The sequence below is a fragment of the Clostridium acetobutylicum ATCC 824 genome (genome assembly GCF_000008765.1).
Classification (GTDB): domain Bacteria; phylum Bacillota; class Clostridia; order Clostridiales; family Clostridiaceae; genus Clostridium_S; species Clostridium_S acetobutylicum.
Genome location: NC_003030.1, coordinates 3,574,651 through 3,597,479, shown reverse-complemented (window position 1 = coordinate 3,597,479; position 22,829 = coordinate 3,574,651). Strand labels below are relative to the sequence as shown.

21 protein-coding genes are annotated in these 22,829 nt (G+C 31.9%); 17 read left to right on the top strand and 4 right to left on the bottom strand.

The features are described 5' to 3' along the window. The first annotated feature begins 24 nt into the window (after nucleotides 1-24). From CA_RS17540 to CA_RS17525, 4 genes are all read left to right on the top strand, one after another. Nucleotides 25-1,716: a GH3 auxin-responsive promoter family protein gene (locus CA_RS17540; protein ID WP_010966681.1), complete on the top strand. Its 1,692-nt coding sequence runs from the start codon at nucleotides 25-27 to the stop codon at nucleotides 1,714-1,716. Nucleotides 1,717-2,015: 299 nt separating this feature from the next. Next, on the top strand, nucleotides 2,016-2,813 hold the full coding sequence (locus CA_RS17535; RefSeq protein WP_010966680.1) for an HD-GYP domain-containing protein: 798 nt from the start codon (nucleotides 2,016-2,018) through the stop codon (nucleotides 2,811-2,813). 157 nt (nucleotides 2,814-2,970) lie between these two features. Beyond that, on the top strand, nucleotides 2,971-3,930 hold the full coding sequence (locus CA_RS17530) for a LysR family transcriptional regulator (protein WP_010966679.1): 960 nt from the start codon (nucleotides 2,971-2,973) through the stop codon (nucleotides 3,928-3,930). Between the two features lie 111 nt (nucleotides 3,931-4,041). Further along, entirely contained in the window at nucleotides 4,042-5,934 is a 1,893-nt protein-coding gene (locus tag CA_RS17525; protein WP_010966678.1) for an FAD-dependent oxidoreductase, read from the top strand. 78 nt (nucleotides 5,935-6,012) lie between these two features. Here CA_RS17525 and CA_RS17520 read toward each other — a convergent pair whose 3' ends face one another. Then, nucleotides 6,013-7,308: an acyl-CoA thioesterase/bile acid-CoA:amino acid N-acyltransferase family protein gene (locus tag CA_RS17520; RefSeq protein WP_010966677.1), complete on the bottom strand. Its 1,296-nt coding sequence runs from the start codon at nucleotides 7,306-7,308 to the stop codon at nucleotides 6,013-6,015. Between the two features lie 355 nt (nucleotides 7,309-7,663). Here CA_RS17520 and CA_RS17515 point away from each other — a divergent pair, with 355 nt between their 5' ends. Genes CA_RS17515 through CA_RS17495 form a run of 5 tightly spaced genes read left to right on the top strand, consistent with a single transcriptional unit; the run spans nucleotide 7,664 to nucleotide 12,111 of the window. Then, on the top strand, nucleotides 7,664-8,230 hold the full coding sequence (locus CA_RS17515; protein WP_010966676.1) for a MarR family winged helix-turn-helix transcriptional regulator: 567 nt from the start codon (nucleotides 7,664-7,666) through the stop codon (nucleotides 8,228-8,230). Beyond that, nucleotides 8,217-9,161, top strand: coding sequence for an ABC transporter ATP-binding protein (locus tag CA_RS17510; RefSeq protein ID WP_010966675.1), 945 nt, complete (start codon nucleotides 8,217-8,219; stop codon nucleotides 9,159-9,161). Before CA_RS17515 ends, CA_RS17510 begins: the two co-directional genes overlap by 14 nt. 9 nt (nucleotides 9,162-9,170) lie before the next feature. Then, nucleotides 9,171-9,914 (top strand): ABC transporter permease, encoded by a 744-nt coding sequence (locus CA_RS17505; protein WP_010966674.1) that lies wholly within the window; start codon nucleotides 9,171-9,173, stop codon nucleotides 9,912-9,914. Beyond that, nucleotides 9,914-10,897, top strand: a complete 984-nt coding sequence (locus tag CA_RS17500) for an ABC transporter permease (protein ID WP_010966673.1) — start codon at nucleotides 9,914-9,916, stop codon at nucleotides 10,895-10,897. Before CA_RS17505 ends, CA_RS17500 begins: the two co-directional genes overlap by 1 nt. Before the next feature lie 11 nt (nucleotides 10,898-10,908). Beyond that, nucleotides 10,909-12,111 carry an alpha/beta hydrolase family protein gene (locus CA_RS17495; protein WP_010966672.1) on the top strand — a complete coding sequence of 401 codons (1,203 nt, stop codon included), beginning with the start codon at nucleotides 10,909-10,911 and terminating at the stop codon, nucleotides 12,109-12,111. A gap of 61 nt (nucleotides 12,112-12,172) precedes the next feature. Here CA_RS17495 and CA_RS17490 read toward each other — a convergent pair whose 3' ends face one another. Beyond that, nucleotides 12,173-12,568, bottom strand: a complete 396-nt coding sequence (locus CA_RS17490; protein ID WP_010966671.1) for a hypothetical protein — start codon at nucleotides 12,566-12,568, stop codon at nucleotides 12,173-12,175. Nucleotides 12,569-12,730: 162 nt separating this feature from the next. Here CA_RS17490 and CA_RS17485 point away from each other — a divergent pair, with 162 nt between their 5' ends. The 3 genes from CA_RS17485 to CA_RS17475 all read left to right on the top strand — a co-directional run bounded on the left by CA_RS17485 (nucleotide 12,731) and on the right by CA_RS17475 (nucleotide 14,715). Further along, nucleotides 12,731-13,699: a Gfo/Idh/MocA family protein gene (locus tag CA_RS17485; RefSeq protein ID WP_010966670.1), complete on the top strand. Its 969-nt coding sequence runs from the start codon at nucleotides 12,731-12,733 to the stop codon at nucleotides 13,697-13,699. Between the two features lie 70 nt (nucleotides 13,700-13,769). Beyond that, on the top strand, nucleotides 13,770-14,120 hold the full coding sequence (locus CA_RS17480) for a winged helix-turn-helix transcriptional regulator (protein WP_010966669.1): 351 nt from the start codon (nucleotides 13,770-13,772) through the stop codon (nucleotides 14,118-14,120). A 97-nt stretch (nucleotides 14,121-14,217) separates the two neighbouring features. After that, on the top strand, nucleotides 14,218-14,715 hold the full coding sequence (locus CA_RS17475) for a YbhB/YbcL family Raf kinase inhibitor-like protein (protein ID WP_010966668.1): 498 nt from the start codon (nucleotides 14,218-14,220) through the stop codon (nucleotides 14,713-14,715). A gap of 57 nt (nucleotides 14,716-14,772) precedes the next feature. Here CA_RS17475 and CA_RS17470 read toward each other — a convergent pair whose 3' ends face one another. After that, nucleotides 14,773-16,485 carry a methyl-accepting chemotaxis protein gene (locus CA_RS17470; protein WP_010966667.1) on the bottom strand — a complete coding sequence of 571 codons (1,713 nt, stop codon included), beginning with the start codon at nucleotides 16,483-16,485 and terminating at the stop codon, nucleotides 14,773-14,775. Nucleotides 16,486-16,829: 344 nt separating this feature from the next. Between CA_RS17470 and nudC the strand changes: the two genes are divergently transcribed. From nudC to CA_RS17455, 3 genes are all read left to right on the top strand, one after another. Beyond that, the gene (nudC, locus tag CA_RS17465) at nucleotides 16,830-17,645 is read left to right on the top strand and encodes an NAD(+) diphosphatase (RefSeq protein ID WP_010966666.1); all 816 of its coding nucleotides are present in this window, start codon (nucleotides 16,830-16,832) and stop codon (nucleotides 17,643-17,645) included. Nucleotides 17,646-17,722: 77 nt separating this feature from the next. After that, nucleotides 17,723-18,826, top strand: a complete 1,104-nt coding sequence (locus CA_RS17460; RefSeq protein WP_010966665.1) for a hypothetical protein — start codon at nucleotides 17,723-17,725, stop codon at nucleotides 18,824-18,826. Nucleotides 18,827-18,928: 102 nt separating this feature from the next. Next, nucleotides 18,929-19,219, top strand: a complete 291-nt coding sequence (locus CA_RS17455) for a putative quinol monooxygenase (RefSeq protein WP_010966664.1) — start codon at nucleotides 18,929-18,931, stop codon at nucleotides 19,217-19,219. A 21-nt stretch (nucleotides 19,220-19,240) separates the two neighbouring features. Here CA_RS17455 and CA_RS17450 read toward each other — a convergent pair whose 3' ends face one another. Further along, nucleotides 19,241-19,576: a hypothetical protein gene (locus CA_RS17450; RefSeq protein WP_010966663.1), complete on the bottom strand. Its 336-nt coding sequence runs from the start codon at nucleotides 19,574-19,576 to the stop codon at nucleotides 19,241-19,243. Between the two features lie 200 nt (nucleotides 19,577-19,776). On the opposite strand from CA_RS17450, the gene CA_RS17445 reads away from it, so the two are divergent. Both CA_RS17445 and CA_RS17440 read left to right on the top strand, forming a co-directional pair. Continuing rightward, entirely contained in the window at nucleotides 19,777-20,937 is a 1,161-nt protein-coding gene (locus CA_RS17445; RefSeq protein ID WP_010966662.1) for an iron-containing alcohol dehydrogenase, read from the top strand. Between the two features lie 136 nt (nucleotides 20,938-21,073). After that, the gene (locus CA_RS17440) at nucleotides 21,074-22,813 is read left to right on the top strand and encodes a sensor histidine kinase (protein WP_010966661.1); all 1,740 of its coding nucleotides are present in this window, start codon (nucleotides 21,074-21,076) and stop codon (nucleotides 22,811-22,813) included. Nucleotides 22,814-22,829: the final 16 nt, after the last annotated feature.

Below are 22,829 nucleotides of genomic sequence, written 5' to 3'. Positions count from 1 at the left end.
AGGAAGTGCATCATTACGGGTATGATGAGTAAAGTAATCTATAAAATTTCTATAGATCTTGGGGGTATAGTTAAAAGAAACTTTGAAAAAGAAACTAAAAATTGCGGTAAAGTAAACGAAGAGGTTTTGTTTAAGATATTAAAATCAAACGATAAAAGTGAAATAGGGATTAAGTTTAAATTTAAAGATATCAAGTCTATAAGACAGTTTAAAGACAGTGTTCCTATTACGGAATATAAAGATTATGAGAAGTATATAAATAGAATGGCAGATGGTGAAGGAAATGTGTTAATGAGTGAGAAGGTTGAATATTTTGGCCATACCTCCGGGACTACAGGGAAACAAAAGTTAGTTCCATGTACTAAGAATAGTAGAAGAAGAGCCTCGAAATATATGGCTTTACTTGTTAATAGATTTTGTTATGATAATTTTAAGGAAAATTGGAATTACGCCCGGGGTATGATGATAGCAGATATAGTAATGACCACATATACAAAAGGGAAAATACCAATATGTTCTGCTACCTCGGGTGGAATGAAAGGTATAAAACATTTACTTCCGTATTTGTACACTTCGCCAATAGAGGTTATGGAGATAAAGGACAAGGAAACTGCACTTTATCTCCATTTGCTATTTGGGTTAGAGGAGGAAGAACTTCTTTATATAAGTGGAGTTTTTATTTCCAATATATTAGATTTATTTAGAACTCTTGAGAAAAATAATAAGGCTTTAGTTAGGGATATACAGAAGGGAAGTATAAGTGAAGAGTTAAATATAGATGAAGGTTTGAGAAAAGTTCTAAATAAAAAGTTAAAACCTAACAATAAAAGAGCTATGGAGTTAGAAAAAGAATTCAAAAAAGGATTTAAAGGAATAGCTAAAAGGATATGGCCTAACTTATTATATATTGCCTCTGTAACAGGAGCTAATTTTTCCATATACAATGATAAGGTTTATTATTACATTGATTCAATTCCCATATATTCTGCAGCATATGGATCAACTGAGGCTATGATTGGGATTAATCCATATGCAAGCAAGGTGCTGTACGTAATTACACCAAGTGCTGTTTTTTATGAATTTATTCCTATTGGAGAAAAGGGAGAGGAGAGTTTTGATACTCTTCTTTTGTCTGAACTAAAACTAGGTGGAAGGTATGAAGTTGTTATTACGAATTACGCTGGACTTTATAGGTATAAAATTGGAGATGTTGTTAAAGTAGTGGGATTCTATAATAAATGTCCAGAAATTGAGTTTTTATATAGAAAAAATCAAGTACTTAATATGGCGGCTGAGAAAACCAATGAAGAGCATCTAACTTATGCTATAAAAAATACAATTAAAAAATTAAATTTAGACTTGGTGGATTATACAACAGAGCCGGATAATTCTATTACACCGGGTAGGTATATTTTCTACTTTGAATTTAGAAATAATATGTATGGATTTAGTACTGAAAAGCTTCAAAATATATTAGACGATGAGCTTAGGGTATCAAATTTAGCTTACAATAGAGCTAGAAACAATAAAAAGTTAGGTATGCTCAAGGTAGAGGTTTTAGCGCCAAATACCTTTGATTTAATAAAAGAGGCATTGTTTAATAAGGGAATATCAAAAAATCAAATTAAGATTCCAAGAGTTATAATAAATAATAAAATTGTTATGGATATTATTAATCGTAATAAAATTAAATTTGTGAAGAAAAGTGTAATATAGTTTTTAGAACGCCATGAAGAAATGTTTCATGGCGTTTCGTAGTTGTTTTACTCAACAAAATGTTGCAAGACAGTTTGAAAAACAACAAATTCTATTAAGAAAATATAATTTTAGTCGAAAATAGATATAGATAATAATTAAAAAGGACGATATCTAATTTTAAAATATAGATGTTATTTCACATTTAAATCACATGAATAGAGCGTAATTATTCTACAATTTAAATGTATAATTAAGGAGTTGTATAAATTTTATTTAAGGGTGGCCTCCAGCCTAGAATGATGAAAGGAGTGATTTTAATGAGTATGCAAAAAAAAACCAAGGATATTCAATTGAAAACTTCTGAGGAGAATATTAAAATATTTGGATTTTTAGATTTGGGTGCATTTGTAGCTGCATTGTACATAAATAAAAATATTTATTTTAATCTTGTAATTTTAGCAGTCACAATTTTAGCTACCATTTATCTTATGGGAATAAATGATAAGAAACAATATGAAACAGCTAAACTTGTTACTACCTTGGCTAAAACGTTAGAGTTAAGAGACAATTATACAGCTGTTCATTCTAAAAGCGTAGCTGAATATGCTAGATTTATAGCAGAAAAGTTAAAATATTCAGAGGAAGATTGTGAAAAAGTATTTATTGGTGCACTTCTGCATGATATTGGGAAAATAGGTATAAGTGATACTATATTAAATAAACCCCTAAAGCTGACAGAAGACGAATACAAAACAATACAAGAACATCCACAAATTGGATTTAGCATACTGGAGTTGAATGAAGACTTTAAGGAAAACAAGATATTGGATATGATTTTATACCATCATGAAAGATATGATGGCATGGGATATCCCAGCGGTTTGAAAGGTAATGAGATTCCACAATGTGCCTCGATAGTAGCAGTAGCAGATGCCTTTGATGCAATGACTTCAAACAGAGTTTATAGAAAAGGTAAGGATAGGAGCTTTGCAGTAAAGGAAATAATTAAAAATTCGGGTACCCAATTTGATCCTCAGGTTGTGGCTGCATTCATAGAGTACTTATCTGAAAATATGGATAGTGTTAAGTGTGAAGACGAATTGCTAGTAATATAATAGTTAATCTTTATGATTTAAGAATACAAATTGTTTATTGGACTACTACACAATTAATGTGTAGTGGTCTTTTGTTTTAGATTAATAAAAGATAATGAGACGCAAATTACAAAAAACCTTGCTTTTTTTACTTTTTTTATAATTTATGGAGAAGCAGATGTATAATAATATAAACTATAAAGTATTATGGGGGCATTCTGAGTATGATGGGAGTTTTGAAATTATGGAATTTAGGCAGCTAAGTTATTTTATTTCTGTAGCTAAGTACCTAAGTTTTACTAAAGCCGCAGAAGAACATCATATTGCTCAAACTGCAATAAGCCAACAAATTTCTACACTAGAAAAACAGTTGAATGTAAAGTTGTTTGTTAGAAATAATCGTGCAGTGGAATTAACAGATGCGGGAAGAGTGTTGCTTAAGGAAGCTGATTTAATAACTTCAAGGGTAGTTGAGGCAGAAAGAAAAACAAAGCAGGCAGCTTTAGGCTTTGAAGGTTCTTTAAATGTAGGAATTTTAGGTTCAAGCGAAAAAAACTTTTTACCAGTAATACTTAAAAGGTTTCACAAGCTATATCCTAAAATTGGTATAAACCTTAGCAGAAATAGCTATAAAAAGCTGGCAGATGATATGAAAGGTGGACACTTAGACATTACTTTTATCTTTCCGTATGAATTAAATGATATAAGTCATGTGAAATATAGAAAGTTATTTGATTATGAAATTTGTCTTGTTGTAAATAAAGAGCATAGGTTAGCTAGGTATAAGAAAATAGATGTTAAAGAAATAAAAAATGAAAAGTTTATTGTGGTTGGAAAGGAAGAGGCTCCAAGCACGGTAAAACAAATGAGAAAAAATTGCATGGGAGATGGATTTAAGCTTAATGTAGTAGCTGAATGTAAAAATTTAGATACAATGCTTATAATGGTTGAGGCTGGTATGGGAGTAGCTTTAGTTCCAACTTGTGTGGCAAATGATTCGAATAATAATATTTCATATATAGAGCTTGAAAATAGTAAGCAGATAGTCGAAATAGGAGTAGCATGGATGGAAGGAAATATGAATCCAACGCTAAAGTTATTTCTAGGAGTTTTAAGTGATTTATATTGGGACAATTAGGTTACTACTATAAGTTTTACTTATATTTCTATAATTATTACATGTTTTACTGATAAAAACACCAATGCTATAATCAAAACGGGTATTGAAGAAGTTAGAAAATGGGAGGTTATGTCATTGAATAATTATAGAAATGTATTTAAGCCTATTAAAATAGGAAATATATTAGTAAAAAATAGAATAGAAGTATCGCCAGCAGAACCATTTTTGGCATCAAAAGATGGTTATGTGACACAAGAGTTTATTGAATGGACAAGAGCTATGGCCAAAGGTGGAGCAGGAATTGTAACTATTGGAGATAGTCCTGTTAATGCAGAATATGCAAAATCATCGCCTTATGTTATTGATATGTCTAAGGATACCATAGTAAATGGGTTATATACTCTTACAGAGGTTATACATAGATATGGTGCAAAAGCATCTTTGGAGCTAAATCTAAGAGCGGATTATACACCAACAGATATGACAAAAGAAAAAATAAAACAGGTCATAAATGATTTTGCTGATGCTGCATTTCGCTGTAAGCAGGCAGGAATGGATATGGTTATGATACACGGAGGGCATGGTCACTTAGTAGCTCAATTTTTCTCTCCATTTTATAATAAACGCACAGATGAATATAGTACTTCAAATATGGAGAATAGAACAAGGTTTGCTAGAGAGCTTTTAGATGCAGTAAGAGAAAAGATAGGAAATGATATGGCAATAGAATATCGTATAAGTGCAGATGAATTAAATGAGCACGGTGTAAGAATAGGTGAAGCTTTAGAGTTTGCTAAAATTATTCAAGAGAAAATAGATCTTATACATGTTTCTGTTGGTGATTTGTACAAACCTGAAGCTATACCATTTATGATACAACCTACTTATATACCTCAAGGAATTAATGTTAATTACGCGGAGAGGTTTAAGAAAGAACTAAACATACCAGTAACTACAGTTGGATCACTTGATATAGACATAGCTGAACAAGTTATAATTGAGGAAAAAGCAGACATGGTTGCAATGATTAGAGCATTCATTGCAGATTCTGATTTTGTTAATAAGGCTAAGTATGGAGAGGAAAGAACAATAAGACCTTGTATAAGATGTACAACTTGTGTAGGACAATCACCTCATGCATATTGTATTCCTATAAGGTGTGCTGTTAATCCAATGAACGGACGAGAACGAGAATTTATGAATATGCCTTTTCAAGAGACTAAGAAGAAGGTAGTTGTTATAGGTGGAGGACCTGCAGGAATGGAGGCTGCAAGAGATGCTGCCAAAAGAGGTCACAAAGTAATTATCATGGAAAAAAGTGATGAGTTAGGTGGATTTCTTAAGGTAGCCTCAGCTAGTTCTCTAAAAAATGACATGAGAAGGTATTTACAATGGGCTGTAAATATGACTATGGAGTCCCAAAACATAGAGGTAAGATTAAATACTGAAGCCACTGTAGAAAATGTGAAAGCGGAGAATCCAGATGCCATAGTTATTGCTGTTGGGTCAAAAGTATTTATCCCTGATATACCAGGGGTAGAAAAGAAAAATGTCATATGGGCTGGTGATATAGCTCAAAGAAAAATGGATACAGGAAATAAAGTTATAGTTGTAGGGGCAGGACTTACAGGAAGTGAAGCTGCTCTGTTGCTTGCAAGGAAAGGTAAAAAAGTAACATTAGTTGATATGAGACCTCTTAAAGATTTAGATGCAAACTCTCCAGCCATAGCAACATCAACTTTAAGAAGTATGCTACAGAGTGAAGATGTAAAAACAATTACAGGAATAAAGCTTAAAGAAATATCCGATGAAGATGCAGTTTTTGTTGATGAAAGACAGCAGGAGCATGTGATATGCTGTGATACATTAGTTTTAGCACTTGGAGTAACACCACGTACAGAAGTGGTAAATAAATTTAAGGAATTAGTAAAGGAAGTATACGTAATAGGAGATTGTAATAATAAGAGTGGAAATTTAATAAAGGCTACTACCGAAGGCTTTTTTGCGGCAATGAGCATTTAGTGAATTTATAATTTAAAAAAGGGCACTAGTTTTTTATAATAGACTAGTGCCTTTCTATTTTAGCTAAGTGTTATTCAACTAAAGCTTTTGTAAAAACTCTAATATTTTATTCCAACTTTCTCTGTTTGAAATGGCCATATTCTCATTTGAACCATTATACTTGTATATCGGTTGATATGGAAAGTATATATGGTGTCCAGCCTTATATTCTAAAAAATCATAATAGAAGCTAAAATTATGTTGCTTAAGTCTTTCTATACCAAGTTTACATAGTTTGCTTGAAGGCCATATGTGATCATTATCACCCGAAAGCATTAGTATGGATCCATTTGTGTTTTCAATTGGTATCATATATGTCTCTATTGCATCTGGATTTTTGATGGCATTGGTATATAACTTAGAAAAGTTAATAGTTCTGCCATGAAGTTTATCTGTAAGTGCATTTTTCAAAAAAGATATTATATTAATTTTTAAGTTTAAATAGGGAATATCCTCACCTTTATATTTCCAACTTGAAAGTTTCGTGGTATTTGTACCAAATAAAATAGGACTTGCGGCCACGGCAATTACCGATGTGATTTTTTTGAAGGTGCTGCCAAGGAGTAAGGCTAATTCACCTCCTCTAGATCGTCCAAATACGGTTAAATTATTTGGAGATATATCGCCTTTAGTAATTATCCAATCTATGGCCTTTTCAAAATATTCGAGAGGGATTTCGTTTAAAGTAGCTGGAAGGGTATCCATTCCAAAATAAGCTAGAGCTAAAGAAGGATATCCATGTGAAGCTAATAGTGCAGCTATCTGTGATGCGTTATGTATTCCTCCTTCTGATCCACTTAATACAATTATGCCTTTTTTTATTTTGGAATTTTTATTGGTAAAGTATTTTCCTACTAAATTATTTTCAGTAACGTATTGACACTTTACATCTGAAGAAACAAAGAGTTTTTTGCATTTTGAAGATACTAATTCTTTACCACAGACTTCAACCTTCAGAATAACCTCCATTGAGGTCAAAAAAGGACATGAAGATAGAGATTTTTTTAGAGTATAGTCTTGCTGCTGTGTAGACACCATTGACCAGAATAAACCCATGGAATCTACTCTGGTGTAGGAACCTTTAATTGGAGCATCCTTAGATAAGTCAACAGTGCCCTTATCATCAGCCTTAAATACTGCAAAGGATTCAAAGTTAGTTTTTTTTACCCATTTCCAGTTATCAGGATTATTATTTTTAGCACCTATTCTGTAATAATCTAAAGAGAGGGCTTTTATTGTTATTATTTCATAAGGAACAAGTCCTTGGACTAATATATTTGTCTTTTCATCTATCATAGAACATTGAGGTTCGATAATTATTTTTACATTTTTCATTTTTAGTAATCCCCTTATATATGATTTTGTGTAAATTATAAGTCATATTATAGTTTTTTAAATCAACCATTAGATTGATTTAAAGGGATGATTTTTGTTTTTAAAGGTTAAATTATAAGTTAGTTAAGCACAACTATATACATAATAGGACAATACATTTACTAAAAATAGGGCTTTGGTAAAATAAAACAAGCAATATATTAACTGAAATTAGTGATGTATAAGTAGCTTTAGGAGAGAAAGTTTTAAAAAAGCCTAAATATCAGAGAAAATATTGACAATGTATTGACTAAATTTCTACTGTATGGTAATGTAAATATAGACAATATATTTACTAAAAGAAAAGAGGATAATAATGGATAATTTTATGGATTACATTTATAGAGATTTTCACATAATGCAGCAGACTTATGCAACGCTTGTATCAGTTAATAATAAAATTCAAATACAAACAGATAAATATTCGGATAATATAACATCAAGGCAGTATATGACGATACTAGCTATTTTTCATTTACCAGAGGATGAAACTACACTTAATAATATTGCTAAAAAATTAGGGACTACAAAGCAAAATATAAAGCAAATTATAAACATACTTGAAGGTAAAGGTTATGTTCAAACTATGCCAAGTAAGCAGGATAAAAGAGCAATAAACGTTAGTGTTACAAAAGAAGGTTGGCAAGTTGCAGAAAGCTATGCTGAAAAAAGTTTTGAGCTTTTCGGTGATATTTTTAATGATTTTAGCGTAGAGGAAATGAAGATTTTATGGATGTTACTAAAGAAATTATATCGTTTTGATGGAGAAGAGCAGGATGGTTTTGAGGAAGATGCTAATCCATCTGGTGAACTTACAGAGGAACAAATAGAAATGGCAGAAGCTTTTGCAAGAAGAAGGAGAGAGAAATATGGAAGTAAGTAAGATTGTTACCGTTAAGAATTTAGAGAAGAGTTATGATAACAAAAAAGCTGTTAAGGGAATTAGCTTTGAAGTTTATGGAGGAGAGATTCTTGGATTTTTAGGTCCAAATGGAGCAGGTAAGAGTACTACCATAAATATTTTAGCAACAGTTTTAAAAAATGATGGAGGAGAAGTAAATATTCTAGGACATGATTTAAAAAAAGAGGCTAAGTTAATCAAAAGAGGGATTGGAATAGTTCCTCAAGATTTAGCTATTTATGAGGAAATTGAAGCAGAAGAGAATGTGAGTTTTTTTGCAAGCTTATATGGCTTTAGAGGAAAAGATTTAAAGGACAGGGTTAAGGAGGCTCTTGAGCTTGTAGGTCTTTACGACAGAAGGGGAGATAAGCCAAAAACTTTTTCTGGAGGCATGAAAAGAAGGCTTAATATAGCATGTGCAATTGCTCATAACCCTAAGTTGATAATAATGGATGAGCCTACTGTTGGAATTGACCCTCAGTCGAGGAATCACATACTTGAATCAATTAAGACCTTAAGAGAAAGAGGAGCAACTATAATATATTCAACACACTATATGGAAGAAGTTGAAGCTATTTCGGATAGAATTATAATAATGAATGAAGGAAAAATAATTGCGGAGGGTACAAAGGAAGAGTTAAAGAAAAAGGTAGATGACGAAATAACATATTCCTTTGCGCTGGACAAGCCAAATAAATTTGAGGATAAAAGCCTTTATGAGGTTGATGGTGTAACAAAGGTTGTGTTGCAAGATGGGGAAGCCAATATAACAACTAAAAAATCTAAAGATAATTTTAATGAAATCATATCTAAAATTACTCAAAGCGGATGTAGAATTGAAAGTATGAAGAGTATAGAAGCATCTTTAGAAACTGTGTTTTTAGAACTAACAGGAAAGAGTTTGAGAGATTAGGGGGATACTATGAATTTTATAAGGATAGTTAAGTTTGATTTTAAAAATATTATTAGAAATCCAATGCTTTTATTTTTTAATACTATATTTCCTTTAATACTTATTGGTAGTATAGGATTTGTCATGAAGAATGGATATGGATCTTTTAATGTAACCTCCTACGATTATTATGGTGTAACTATGATGATTTTTACAGCATTTATAATTTGCATTACAGCATCAAATACCTTTATGGAAAAGAGTGTTAAGAAAGGAAATACTAGAATTGTGTATGCTCCAGTTTCTAAGGCTGAAATATACTTATCTAAGATAATTTCAACTTATATTCTAGGATCAATATTCTACAGTATTATAATAGTTCTAGGAAAATATGTTTTGAATATAAATTATGGTACAAGGAGTACGATTTATATAATAATTTTAATAAATATGTTAACCTTATTCGGATGCTGTTTAGGAGTTTTATTTTGCTGCATTTTTAAGAGTGAAGAGGGAGCGAATTCTGTGCTTCAAATTGTAATCATGCTATTTATATTCTTTGGAGGAGTGTTTTTTCCTGTATATAGTCTTGGAAAGATAGTAGAAAGTATATCTAATTTATCACCTCTTAAGTGGATTACTGAGTGCATTTTTAGAATAATTTATGATAATGATTTTAGTATATATCTTCCAACTATTGGTGTAATGCTAGTTAGCTCTATAATATGCATAGTAATATGCCAAATTATTTTTAAACCGGAGGAATACGTATAATGAATATAATAAATTTGTTTAAGAACAATATAAAGAGAATTTTGAAGCAAAAAGCAATCATAATTATTGCAGTAATAGTTGTTCCTATTATGATATGTGTTGCCATATTATTTTCAACTAAGGCAGAGATGAAAACCAATATTGCATTAGTTACAAATAAAGTTCAAAATATTCCGAAGAATAGCAAAATTGAGATAGATGTAATGAGGAAAAGTCCAGCTGAATATAATCTACTTTTAGGTAAATATGCTGCCATTGTAAAGCAAAAAGATAATGGCAATTATAAGGTGATTACTTTAAAGAATAAAGAGGATAAAAGAAAGATAGAAGCTTTTTTTAAAACAGGAAAGGTCACTTATAACAAGGAAGAGGAAAAAAGTAAAAGAGGTGTTGGAACCAGTATTTTAGGTTTTATTATGATGATAGTTTTAACTCAAGGAGTTGCTTTAACTCTCACTTTTCCAGAGGATAGAGATTTAAAAACCTTTAGGAGAGTACTAACAGCACCTGTAAGTGAAAGAGAATATCTTATTGCTCAAGGATTGGCTACATTTATATGTGTCTATGTTCCGACTTATGCAGCTGTTATAATTACAAAACTATGTTTTGGAGTAAAAATTGGTTTCACCATTGGGGGTCTTGGATTACTTATAGGGATTCTTAGTGCTATTTCAACTGCGGCAGCTCTTCTTATTTCTTCAATTCTGCAAAAAGAAATTTCAGTATTTGCAAGTGGAGTTTATGCATTAACGTCTATAATGGCAGGCTGCTTCTATTCCTTTAAAGTAAATAATAAGATGTTCAATTATATTTGTAATGTTATTCCTCAAAAGGAATTCATGACACTTAGCCAGGGAATAGAAAATGGAAGCAGTATATTAAAGTTTAAAGCTGAGCTTGGTTATCTTTTACTTTGCACTATTTTATTTTGGCTTTTAGGAAGTATTATAACAAAAAGAAAATTAAAAAGTGGAGTTTATTAGGGGGAGAAATAATGAAAAATTTGATATTTAAAGACAGCCAATTTGAGTTTCAAACATTAAGAGTTTTAGGTTCGTCGGCTTCAGGAGCAGCGGATATTGGAGAAGTTGTAGAAACTGCACAGAGAATAAAAGAAGGTGATTTTAAAAGCTGGTGTGATGAGTGGAGTAAAACTGCTAAAAGTCTTGAAGAAAGTGCAGAGGAGTCATATTCAAAAGGGCATTTTATAAGTGCAAAAAAGGCATATCTTAGAGCAGCTAATTATTATAGAACTGCTGAATTTTATCTTCACGAGAATCCAAATAATCCAATAATAGGAGAATTGTATGAAAAAAGTCTTCGGTGTTTTTCATATGTTATGAAGCTTAACAAACCTGCAATTGAAGCAGTGAAAATTCCATATGAGAATACTTTTTTGCCAGCACATTATTACAAATTACAAAATTCAAACGGAAAAGCGCCAGTTTTGATAGCAATGACCGGTTATGACGGAACAAAAGAAGAATTTTATGGACTTGCAATGACAGCGTTGGAACATGGAATGAATTTTCTTACTTTTGAAGGACCCGGGCAGGGGGAAGCCGTAAGAAAACAGAAGTTGTTTTTCAGATACGATTATGAGAAAGTGGTAACACCAGTTATAGATTATGTAATCTCAAGAAAAGAGGTTGATCAGGCAAAAATTATCCTGTGGGGAGAAAGCCTTGGAGGATATCTTGCACCCAGGGCAGCTGCTTTTGAGCATAGGCTTGCCGCTTGTGTTGCAAACAGTGGAGTTTATGATTTTTTTGGTGGGATACTAAGAGAATTAGGTAATAATTCAAGAGAAGAATTTTTTTCAGCTGCACGTATTAATCCTGAAGAGTTTGATAAAAATATATATTCTATTGCTAAATTAAACTCTAAGGTTAGGTGGGGGATTTATCATGGAATGTATGTATTTGGTGTGAATAGTCCCCATGAGTATATTTTAAAGGCAGAGGATTTTTATCTTAAGGATATAGCTGAAAAGATAAAGTGTCCGACACTGGTTATAGACAGTGATAACGATGGGATTCTTGGAGGACAATCGAAACCATTATATGATGTTTTAAGGTGTAAAAAGGAATACATGTTTTTTACATCAGAAAATGGAGCAGGATATCATTGCCAGGTTGGTGCAAAGTTAATTGGCTGGGAGCGAATACTTAGCTGGATTGAAGATATTATTAAATAAAATGTGATTAAAATAAAAGCAATAAGGGCATACAAGCTATTTATTGCTTTTATTATTTAGATTAGCTGCCTATTATGTAGAGAGCAAGGATTAGAGCCGTAAACAATAACGAGATAGTTATGGGTAAGAAATACGAAGCTCTTTTTTCACCGCTTTTAATATGATTTTTATATAGTTGTTCTTGAGTGTTCATAAAATATATTCCACCTACGGCATTAATTCCGGTAAGTACTGTTTTACTAAGAAAATCTGGTAAAAGAGACGTTAAAAAAAGGGCAATAGGCAGAAATATAATTACACCAATTAGGTATGTCCATTTCTTCTTATTGTATCCAGATCGTCCATAGTTTAAGGCATACATTATTCCGGCAGGTAGAAATGAAAATAGTACAGAAAATACAATGAAAGAATTAGGATTCCATAGCTTTTTTACTGGTTTTGCGTTAAATTCGGACATAAAAAACCTCCAATAGTATTTTGTTAGAGATATATTATATCATAATATAGGGTGTATTTTACAATATATGCTTTTACTCATTTAAGTATAGTTGCAGAAAAAATGAGTAGTATGTTACAGTAGATATTATAAATGTAAAATATAAGTAGGAAGGTGAAAATTATGAGGAATATAAAATGGGCTATATTGGGGCCAGGAACTATTGCTAGAGATTTTGCAAAAGCTATATCAGAAGTTGATAACAATATATATGCCGTTGCATCAAGAAATATTGAGAGAGCTAAAAAATTTGCCAATGAGTATAAAGCTGAAAAATTTTACGGAGATTATGATGAAATGTTAAGGGACGAAAACATTGATGTAGTATATATATCCACACCTCATTGTAATCATTACGAATATATAATTAAAAGTCTTGAAAATAATAAACATGTATTTTGCGAGAAGGCTATAACTGTAAACGGTAATCAATTAAAAGAAATTGTTGATTTGGCTAATAAAAAGAATTTAATAGTGAGAGAGGCTATGACCATTTATCATATGCCATTATATAAAAAGCTTCGAGAGCTTGTAGATGAAGGTAAGATCGGAAAGGTTAAAATGATACAGGTTTCCTTTGGAAGTCTTAAAGAGTATGATGTGAATAACAGATTTTTTAGTAAAGATTTAGCAGGGGGAGCCTTGCTAGATATAGGTACTTATGCACTTTCCTTTACAAGATACTTTCTTTCTAGCCAGCCAGAGGAGATTCTAACAACAGTGAAGAAGTTTGAAACTGGAGTGGATGAACAGTCAGGTATAATACTTAAAAATGCAGAGGATGAAATGGCAGTTATTTCTTTAACCATGAGAGCAAAACAACCTAAAAGAGGAGTTGTGGCAGGAGAGAAAGCATATATAACTGTAGAAAATTTCCCAAGAGCTGATAAGGCTACAATAACCTATCCAGATGGGTCAGTAGAGGTTGTAGAAGCAGGAGAAACTGATAGGGCATTAGTGTATGAAGTTCAGGATATGAAGGCGTGTATATTGAATAAAGATACGGATTATACGCTACAGCTGTCCCTTGGTGTAATGAATATAATGGATGAAGTTAGAAGTCAGTGGGGAATAAGATATCCTTTTGAGTAAATAGCATAGTCTAAAGGCCTAGGAAATTTTAGTTTTTTCTAGGCTTTTATTTTAAAGCAGGAGGTAATAGATGAAGATAAGAAAAGAATATACATGCCCTTTAGAAATAGTACATGATATGATTAAAGGAAAGTGGAAGACTATAATTTTATGGAGGCTTAGGCTCGGGAAAACCTCGCTTTCAAAGCTTGAAAGAGATATTAAAGGTATTACACAAAAAATGCTCTTAGAGCAGTTAAAAGAGTTAATGGAATTTGAATTGGTTGATAAAATTACATACAAAGGGTATCCCTTAAGGGTTGAGTATTTTCTAACTGAGAAGAGAGGTAAACGCTTGCTTGAAGCATTAACTATAATGCAGGATGTTGGCAGTGAATTTATGATTACTGAAGGTGAGAAAACTTTACTAAAACATAAATAAGTATAAATTAGTGTGCCCACAAAAAAGTGGGTAATTTACGTAATCAATACTCCCATATATACTAAAATAAAAATTAAAGGTTGAAGGAGGAGTAAGTTTGAACATTACAAGTTATGGTATAGTAAATGGAGTAATCCAAAATAAGTACGGTAAAAGGGGAGAACAGTTTAATGAAGTAGGTATACCAACCTATTCACTGCCAGTTAAAATTAAAAATGCTCCCGATAAAACTGTCTCATATGCACTTGTTTTAGAGGACAAAGATGCTGTTCCTGTGGTAGGGTTTTCCTGGATTCATTGGTTAGCTTCAAATATAACAAAAGAAGAACTAAATGAAAATGAAAGTATTTCAGCAAAGGATTTTGTTCAAGGAATAAATAGCTGGTGCAGTCCTATTGGAAACACGGATAGAAAATTTTGCATAGGATATGGAGGAATGACACCGCCAAATGCTCCTCATATTTATGAGCTTCATGTTTTTGCATTAGATGTAAAGCTTAATCTTAAAGATGGATTTTACATGAATGAGCTCTATAAAGCTATGGAAGGACATATTTTAGAAAAGTCAACATTAAAGGGGATTTATAATAACTAGCAATAAAGGTGAACACTAAATTAAGTGCTCACCTTTATTGGTTAAAAATATATTAGTTTAAGCTTCTATAACCTTAAATTTAGTTAAATCTTCATGCATTTTTTTAGTCATTACACTTAAAGTTTCAGAAGTTTCTCCAACACTTTTGGCTGATAAACTCATTTCTTCAGCGGAGGCTGCTATTTCTTCAGAGGCCGAAGCTATTTCTTGTGATACAGCAGAGCTGCTTTCTATACTTGATACTATGCTCATTTTCTTTTCATTAATGTTCATAGCAGACATATTTGCTACCTCTATTTTTGGTATTACTTCCCCTATTTTTTGGATTATATTTTTAAAGGAAGTGATGGTAATATTAATTACATTCGTCTGGCCGTCAAGTTCTTTGTTCATAAGGTTTGAGCTATCTAGCATGTTTCCCATATTATTTACAATATCTTTTATTAGAATACCAATATTTTCAGAAGAAGTTTTTGACTGCTCTGCAAGAGTTCTTATTTCTTCTGCTACGACAGCAAAGCCTCTTCCAGATTCTCCTGCCCTTTGAGCTTCTATAGCAGCATTTAAAGCTAAAAGGTTTGTTTGATCAGCAATGTTGTTAATTAAGTCTGTTATTTCATTTATCCTATTTACATCTTGTTCCAAAGTTGATATCTTTGTTATAAATTCATTGAAGGAAGAACTTAAGTTATCAACTGAAGATAAAAGTGTTTCCATGTTAGTTCCGCTATTGTTAGCTAAATTAGTAATTCCTTTTGAGTTATCATCAATACTATTTATGGACTCTACAACTTTGTCTAATTCATGGCTAAATTTATCTATTGCATTATTTATATCAAGTAGGTTTTGAGATTGCTCTGAGGTTCCCTTAGCAGTTTCTTGTATTGATATTGAAACGTTTGCAGAAGAAGAAGTCATTTCCTCAGCAACAGAAGCTAAATCGTGTGATTTTGAATCTATATGGTCAAATTTAGATCTTATATCGTTTATCATATTTGAGATATTTATTATGGTTTTCTCTAAAGAACTGCTCATTATACCAAATTCGTTTTTAGGGGTACTATCCACTTTAACAGTGAAATCACAATTAGCAACTGATTCTAAATTCTCTATAATTTCTCTTGATGAACTTTTAATGATTTTTACAACCGCAGCACAAATAAATGTTGATATAAAAATTGCAAATATCAATACTATAATAAAAGCTTTATTACTAGAAGAATAGATTGAGTCACTTGAACCCATAACCACTTGAGCTTTTTTAGTTTCGTAGTCTCTTAAAGCTGTAAGGGATTTATCTATTATATCACCAAGTTCAGCAAATCTATTTATCTTAGTTTCTGCTATTTTTCCACCAGTTTTTAATGCAGAATTTAATTCTGTCCATAAATTCAAGTATTCTTCATAGTTAGAATTAAAAGAACTTATAGACGCATTTTCATTTGAATCTAATCCACTGCCTATAAAATTTTTAAGATAACCCTTTATACTATTATCATAATTTTTTATATTAGAGGCATATTCAGAACTATAGCTTGTACTCCTAGCAGCATTAGTAGCATCAAGACGTATTTTTAAGAACTCTGATTTTATTCCTCCAATATCGGAAATTGGCATTAAGTTTTGATTATACATACTTTTAACATTGTTGTTTATCTTCTGCATGTTATTGAAACCGAGAAAACCAACAATAGAAGTTAAAAGTATAGAAAACACACCCATAAAGATAATTATATTGGAAATTTTTACATTTTTTATTCCTCTAAACATTCTTTCATCTCCTGTATTTAGTTATTGAATTTATATATAAAGAAATAGCTATGTGTCTTTAAGATTCACATAAATGTCCACTCTCCTTGAAAAAATAAAATAGTAGGCTAAAAATAAATCACCTAAAGTATAGTCCCCATACACTACTAAATTCAATGCAGAATTATTTCATGTATTACATATAGTTAGTTAATAATATCTAAGCTTACAACTATGAGTTTATTATATAAATTCATTTGAATATTCAATGTTAGTTATAGAATGTTTTAATTGGCTTGTTATGTTATAATATAAAATAAATATTGGTATGCGTTTTTGCATGAGATGAAAGGATACATTGAAATATGAGTGAATTTAGGATAATATCCGATGTAAATAGAAGAGTTAAGAACTGTGATTTATGTTTTGCATTTTTTGAAGGAAATGTAATAGTAAAAACGAAAAATAGTCCATGTATTCCTTCGCTTGAGGATGTACAAAAGCTGAAAATAAATTACGAGAAAGAAATCTTTTTAGGGGAAATAGGAGATAACGCATGTTTTGCCCTTGAGCTTTTTGAAGAAATTAAATTAGATGAGAACTTTGAATTTATGTCTCTGCGTAAGATTTTATCATTAATGGAAGAGGAAATATTCTTAGCAGCGGGTAGAGCTAGTGAAATTTTAAACTGGGATAGAAAACATAGATTTTGTGGTAGATGTGGAGCTAAAACAAACGATAAAGAGGATGAGATAGCCAAGGTATGTAATAAATGTGGTAACATAATTTATCCTGTGATTTCTCCAGCTATAATAGTTGGAATTATAAATAAGGATAAAATATTATTAGCACATAACAGTAATTTCCAAGATGGTATGTATGCTCTAATTTCTGGTTTTGTAGATGCTGGAGAGAATTTAGAGAGCACAGTCAGAAGAGAAGTATTCGAAGAGGTTGGCATAAGGGTAAAGAATATTAGGTATTATAATAGTTCAGCTTGGCCATTTCCTGATTCACTCATGCTTGGATTTTTTGCAGAGTATGAAGCAGGAGATATAAAGGTGGATGGTATTGAGATAACTGATGCTGGATGGTTCAGTAAAGACGAGCTACCCAATATACCTGGTAAAGGTACTATTGCGAGAAGGATAATTGATGAATTCATTGATAGTGTGAAATAGATGCTAGTTAGGAATAGCATTTTTAGTCTTGGAGAATATAATATATTTTGTGTGAATATTTTTAGGAGGAAATTTACTTGGAACCTTATAACACAAATAGAGTATTTTATTGTCCATATCACGGAAGAAATTTTGCTATTTCAGAAAACTATGGAGACTACAATGAGTTTGATTACATGTACCGTGATGAGGACAGGGTTACAAATGATTTTCGTGAAGTAATAGCAGCAGCTAATGACTCCAATGGACGGTTACATGTATTTGTAATCAATAGTAATAATCAAGTTGCGTATAAAATGCAATTACCTAATGGAAGCTGGAGCAATTGGTCCAATTTAGATGGGTGGGTAAGTTCCATAGCGGTTCAAAGAAGTGCAAATGGAAGGCTGGCTGTATTTGGAATAGGAAGAGATAACGCTCTTTGGTATAGGATGCAAACGCAGCAGAATAGTTGGAGTAATTGGCAGACACTTGGAGGCTGGATTAATCAGCTAGCAGTGGCAAGTAATAGTGATGGTAGATTAGAAGCCTTTGGAAGAGGTAGAGATGGTGCCCTTTGGCATACGTGGCAAACAAGACCTAATGGTGGTTGGAGCGGCTGGAATTCCCTAGGGGGAGGAATTAATGGAGTAGTAGTAGGAAGAAATGCGAATAGAACATTAGAAGTGTTTACAATAGGAACGGATAATGCATTGTGGCACATAAAGCAAACTGCTCCTAATTCTGGTTGGGGAAGCTGGCAGACCTTAGGTGGTTGGATAGATATATTAACACTGGGAAATAATAGAGGTGCTAGGCTGGCTATTTTTGGAAGAGGCAGAGACGGTGCTGTATGGCACATAATGCAAACTTCACCAAATGGAGGTTGGAGTAATTGGCAATCTCTCGGAGGCTCAGTTAGTTCGATAGCAGTTACAGAAAATCAAAATAGAAGATTAGAAGTTTTCGGAATAGGAAGAGATAATGCTCTTTGGAATATAAGACAGAATGCCCAAGGCAATGGTTGGAGTAGTTGGCAGTCGCTTAGGGGCTGGATAGATAGACTAGCCGTAGGAAATAATAGAGAAGGACGAATATCAGTATTTGGAAGGGGCAGGGATAGTGCTCTTTGGAATATATGGCAAACTGCAAGGACAGATAGGTGGGGCAATTGGATGAACTTAGGTGGCACTGTAATCTAGTTTAATTAAGTTGAAATGTATAGCTTATAAGAAGTACAATCATATATGAGGTTTTATTAAGACCTTGTATATGATTTTCTAAATAAGGAAGGATGATTTAATATGGTAAAGGTAGTAGCGAAAAACTTTATTAAAGAAGAAAAAATAGAAGATGTTTTAAAGGTAGCAAAGGAATTAGTAGAAATTACAGTAGCTAAGGATAAAGGATGCATAAAATATGAAATGTATCAGGATTTAAAGGATAAAACAATTCTCACTATGATTGAGGAGTGGGAAAGCATGGAGTGTTTACAAAAACACATGCAATCTGAGCATTTTAAAAAATTAGTGCCTATGATGGGAGAGTATTCTAAAAAGCAGGGAGAAACGAACATATATACAAAAGTAGTATAAAATAAAAGGGTATATACCCTTTTATTTAGAATTTTTTAAGTACTCATTTATTCCGCTAGCAAAGTGTACATAATAATCAGGATGACCTGAAACGGGAATCCAAAAGCTTGTCCATTCGGATCCTGATATATCATCCTTGGATATCTGAGTTGAGTTTGTTCTAAGAGCTTCTGCAGCTTTACAGCCTTTATGAGATTCAGGATTTTTGGCGCTACATTTTACACCTGTAAGCATCCCTAATGATTTAGCAGCATCGTTTAAAGCAACAACATTAAAGTTATGGCGAATCAAAGCTACAGGTTCTATATATTTACCCCACATCATATCAAAGGCTTTAATAATCTCATCTTCATCCATAAAAATACCCCACTATTCTAATTTTATTCATATTAGCATACTACTTTATATTGGGAAATATTCATTAATAGCAAATTAAAACTGTTTAGGATAATTAAAGTTGACTTAGAGTGTACTCTAAGGTTTATAATTATTGTAGCATAAGTTTGTATAAAACTAGAAAGAATATATAAAATATAACTTATTGGAGGGATAATCTTATGTATAATTTTGATTTTTTTAACCCAACACATATAGTATTTGGAAAAGATCGTTTAAATGAGCTTGATAACCTTGTTCCTAGAGATGCAAAAGTATTAGTACTTTATGGTGGTGGAAGTGTTAAAAAATTTGGTACTCTTGAGAAGGTTATAAACGGATTGGGAAATAGACAAGTTATTGAATTTGGAGGAATTGAACCTAATCCACAATTTACAACTTTAATGAAAGCAGTGGATATAGTAAAAAAAGAAAATATAGATTTTTTGTTGGCAGTTGGAGGAGGTTCTGTAATGGATGGAACCAAGTTTGTTGCCTTAGCAGCGTACTATGAAGGAGATAATGCAGCTGAAATTCTTTATTCAAGAGAAAAGGCAGCGGCAATTAATAAAGCTGTGCCACTTGGAACAGTAGTTACACTTCCAGCTACAGGATCTGAAATGAATAATGGAGGAGTAATTAGTTATGAACATGGAAAATACGGATTTGGAAGTAAGCTTGTATTTCCTAAGTTTTCTGTATTAGATCCTACATTAACTTATACACTACCTGAATCTCAAGTAGCTAATGGTGTTGCAGATACATTTGTTCATGTGCTTGAGCAATATGCAACTTTTAAAGCAGAAGGAAGATTTCAAGACCGTACAGCAGAAGGAATTTTACAGACATTAATTGAGATAGGGAGAAAGACTATAGATAATCCAACGGACTATGATACAAGAGCAAACCTAGTTTGGTGTGCTACAATGGCACTTAATGGGCTTATTGGAGCAGGAGTTCCGCAGGATTGGAGCACTCATATGATAGGGCATGAACTTACAGCAATGTTTGGAATAGATCATGGAAAAACCCTTGCAATAATACTTCCATCAATTTGGAATGTTATGAGAGAACAAAAGAAAGGAAAGATACTTCAATACGCAGAGCGTGTACTAGGTATAACTGAAGGCGATGATGATAGCAGAATAGACTTAGCAATTTTAAGAACACGTGAGTTCTTTGAAAGTCTTGGAATTAAGACACACTTATCTGAATATGGTGTTACAGCTGATAAAATTGATGATATAGTAAATGCTTTGGATAAGCACGGTATGAAAGCATTATCAGAAACTGGAGCTATAACATTAGAAGTAAGCCGCAAAATTTTAGAGGGTGCAATGTAAGTTTGTATTAAAAAAGCTGGAATAATTGGTAGAACTGGTATTCCGGCTTTTTTTATAAGAACGTATTTTATTCTTTAAAATAAGTAATACTATGTTAAGTAATTTGAAAAATATTTTAGTATTAAAGGTGGAGAAAATGAATTTACTTAACATATATATAATTGAAATATCGGTTGTAATAATATCAATTATTGGTTTTTTTGCGTACTACTATAAGGCTGCAAATGGAGTTAAATCATACTTTTTTTTAATGACTACAGGGTTTGCTTTTAGTATAGCGGCCATATTAGAGCATTCTAATTTTAGTACAAGCGGAAAGATAGTTTTTAGAAATGTAGAACAGACGATTCTAATCATATATCCCATTATTTCAATAGCTATAGTTCTTGATTTTATAGGCAAAAGTAAATACATAAAGTCATTACCTGTAAGTATGGCTTTACTAGTATGCAGTGCTATTTTAATTTTAATTTGGACAGATGATTTTCACCATATTATGAGTGAAGAGACATTAGTTATAAATGGAGTTTTAACAATAAGAAAAACCTTGTTTGCAAGGACTATATTTTTGCTTGGAGATATATCAGTTGTGTTTGCGCTAGTATTCCTAGCTAGACATATTGCAAGTATGAGTAAGAGCTATAGAAGGCAAGCGGTGATAATTTTAATTGCTTTAGTAGTTCCTATTTTGCCAGACTTACTTTGGGATTATATAAATCAATTCTTTGAATACACCACTCTTTATATTTTTTCTTTTGCAGTTATGGGGGTAATATTATTTATAGGAATATTAAGGTATGAGCTTTTTTCAATTACACCTATAGTTAATGAAACTATACTTAGAAGCGTTAAAATAGGGTACTTAGTTTTAGATAAGGTTGGTGGAATTATAGACTACAATATTGAAGCTAACCGAATATTAGGTGATTTAGGATTTAAGCTAGAAAATGGTGGCAGTGGTTATAATATTATTTCAAAATGGAACAATTGGTATAATGCTTGTAGTGAATTATCAGAGGGGAAGCTTTTAATTAATTTGAAGCAATTTAATAAGCAATATAGTGTTCATATATATCCGCTATATTATGCAAATAATAAAGTGATTGGAACGGTATCAATTTTTTATGATATAACTGAAAGGATAAGAACAGAGAAAGAGATTCAAAAAAAATCAAAAGTTCTTGCAGAGACTAATGAGTTTAAAGATAAACTAATATCTGTTATCGCACATGATATTAGAAATCCTATAGCGATGCTTTTGAATTTAGTAGAATTCATAGAAGAAGATATGAGTGTAATGACAGAAGAAAATAAGGAAGTTGTAGCTGAAATTATAGAATTGGTTAGGAAAATATTTGCTATGGTTGAGAATCTACTTAATTGGGTTGAAAGCCAAAAAAAAGGTATAGGTTGCTCACCTGAAAATTATAAGTTGATTTTAAGTGTTAAGCGTGTAGTTGGAATTGTTAAACATAAAGCTAATATAAAAAATATAAAAATAAACATAAGAATTGATGAAAGTATAATTGTATATGCAGATAAGGAGATGATTGAAATAGTTTTAAGGAATTTGATTACCAATTCTGTAAAGTTTACAGATAGTGAGGGAGAGATAAATATAGAAGCAAAAGTGAAAGGTGAGGATGTACTAGTTTCAGTAAAAGATAATGGTATTGGAATAGATAAGAGCATAATTGAAAGGTTAAAGAGTGGAAAGGATATTATGTCACTAGATGGAACTTCAGGTGAGAAGGGAAGTGGACTTGGGCTAATTCTCTGTAAAGAATTCATTGAAAAAAATAATGGAAAGCTAAGCATAGAAAGTAGATTAAATGAAGGAACTACAGTGTGTTTCAGCATTCCTAATGGGAGTTAAATTAGTAGGAGGTATT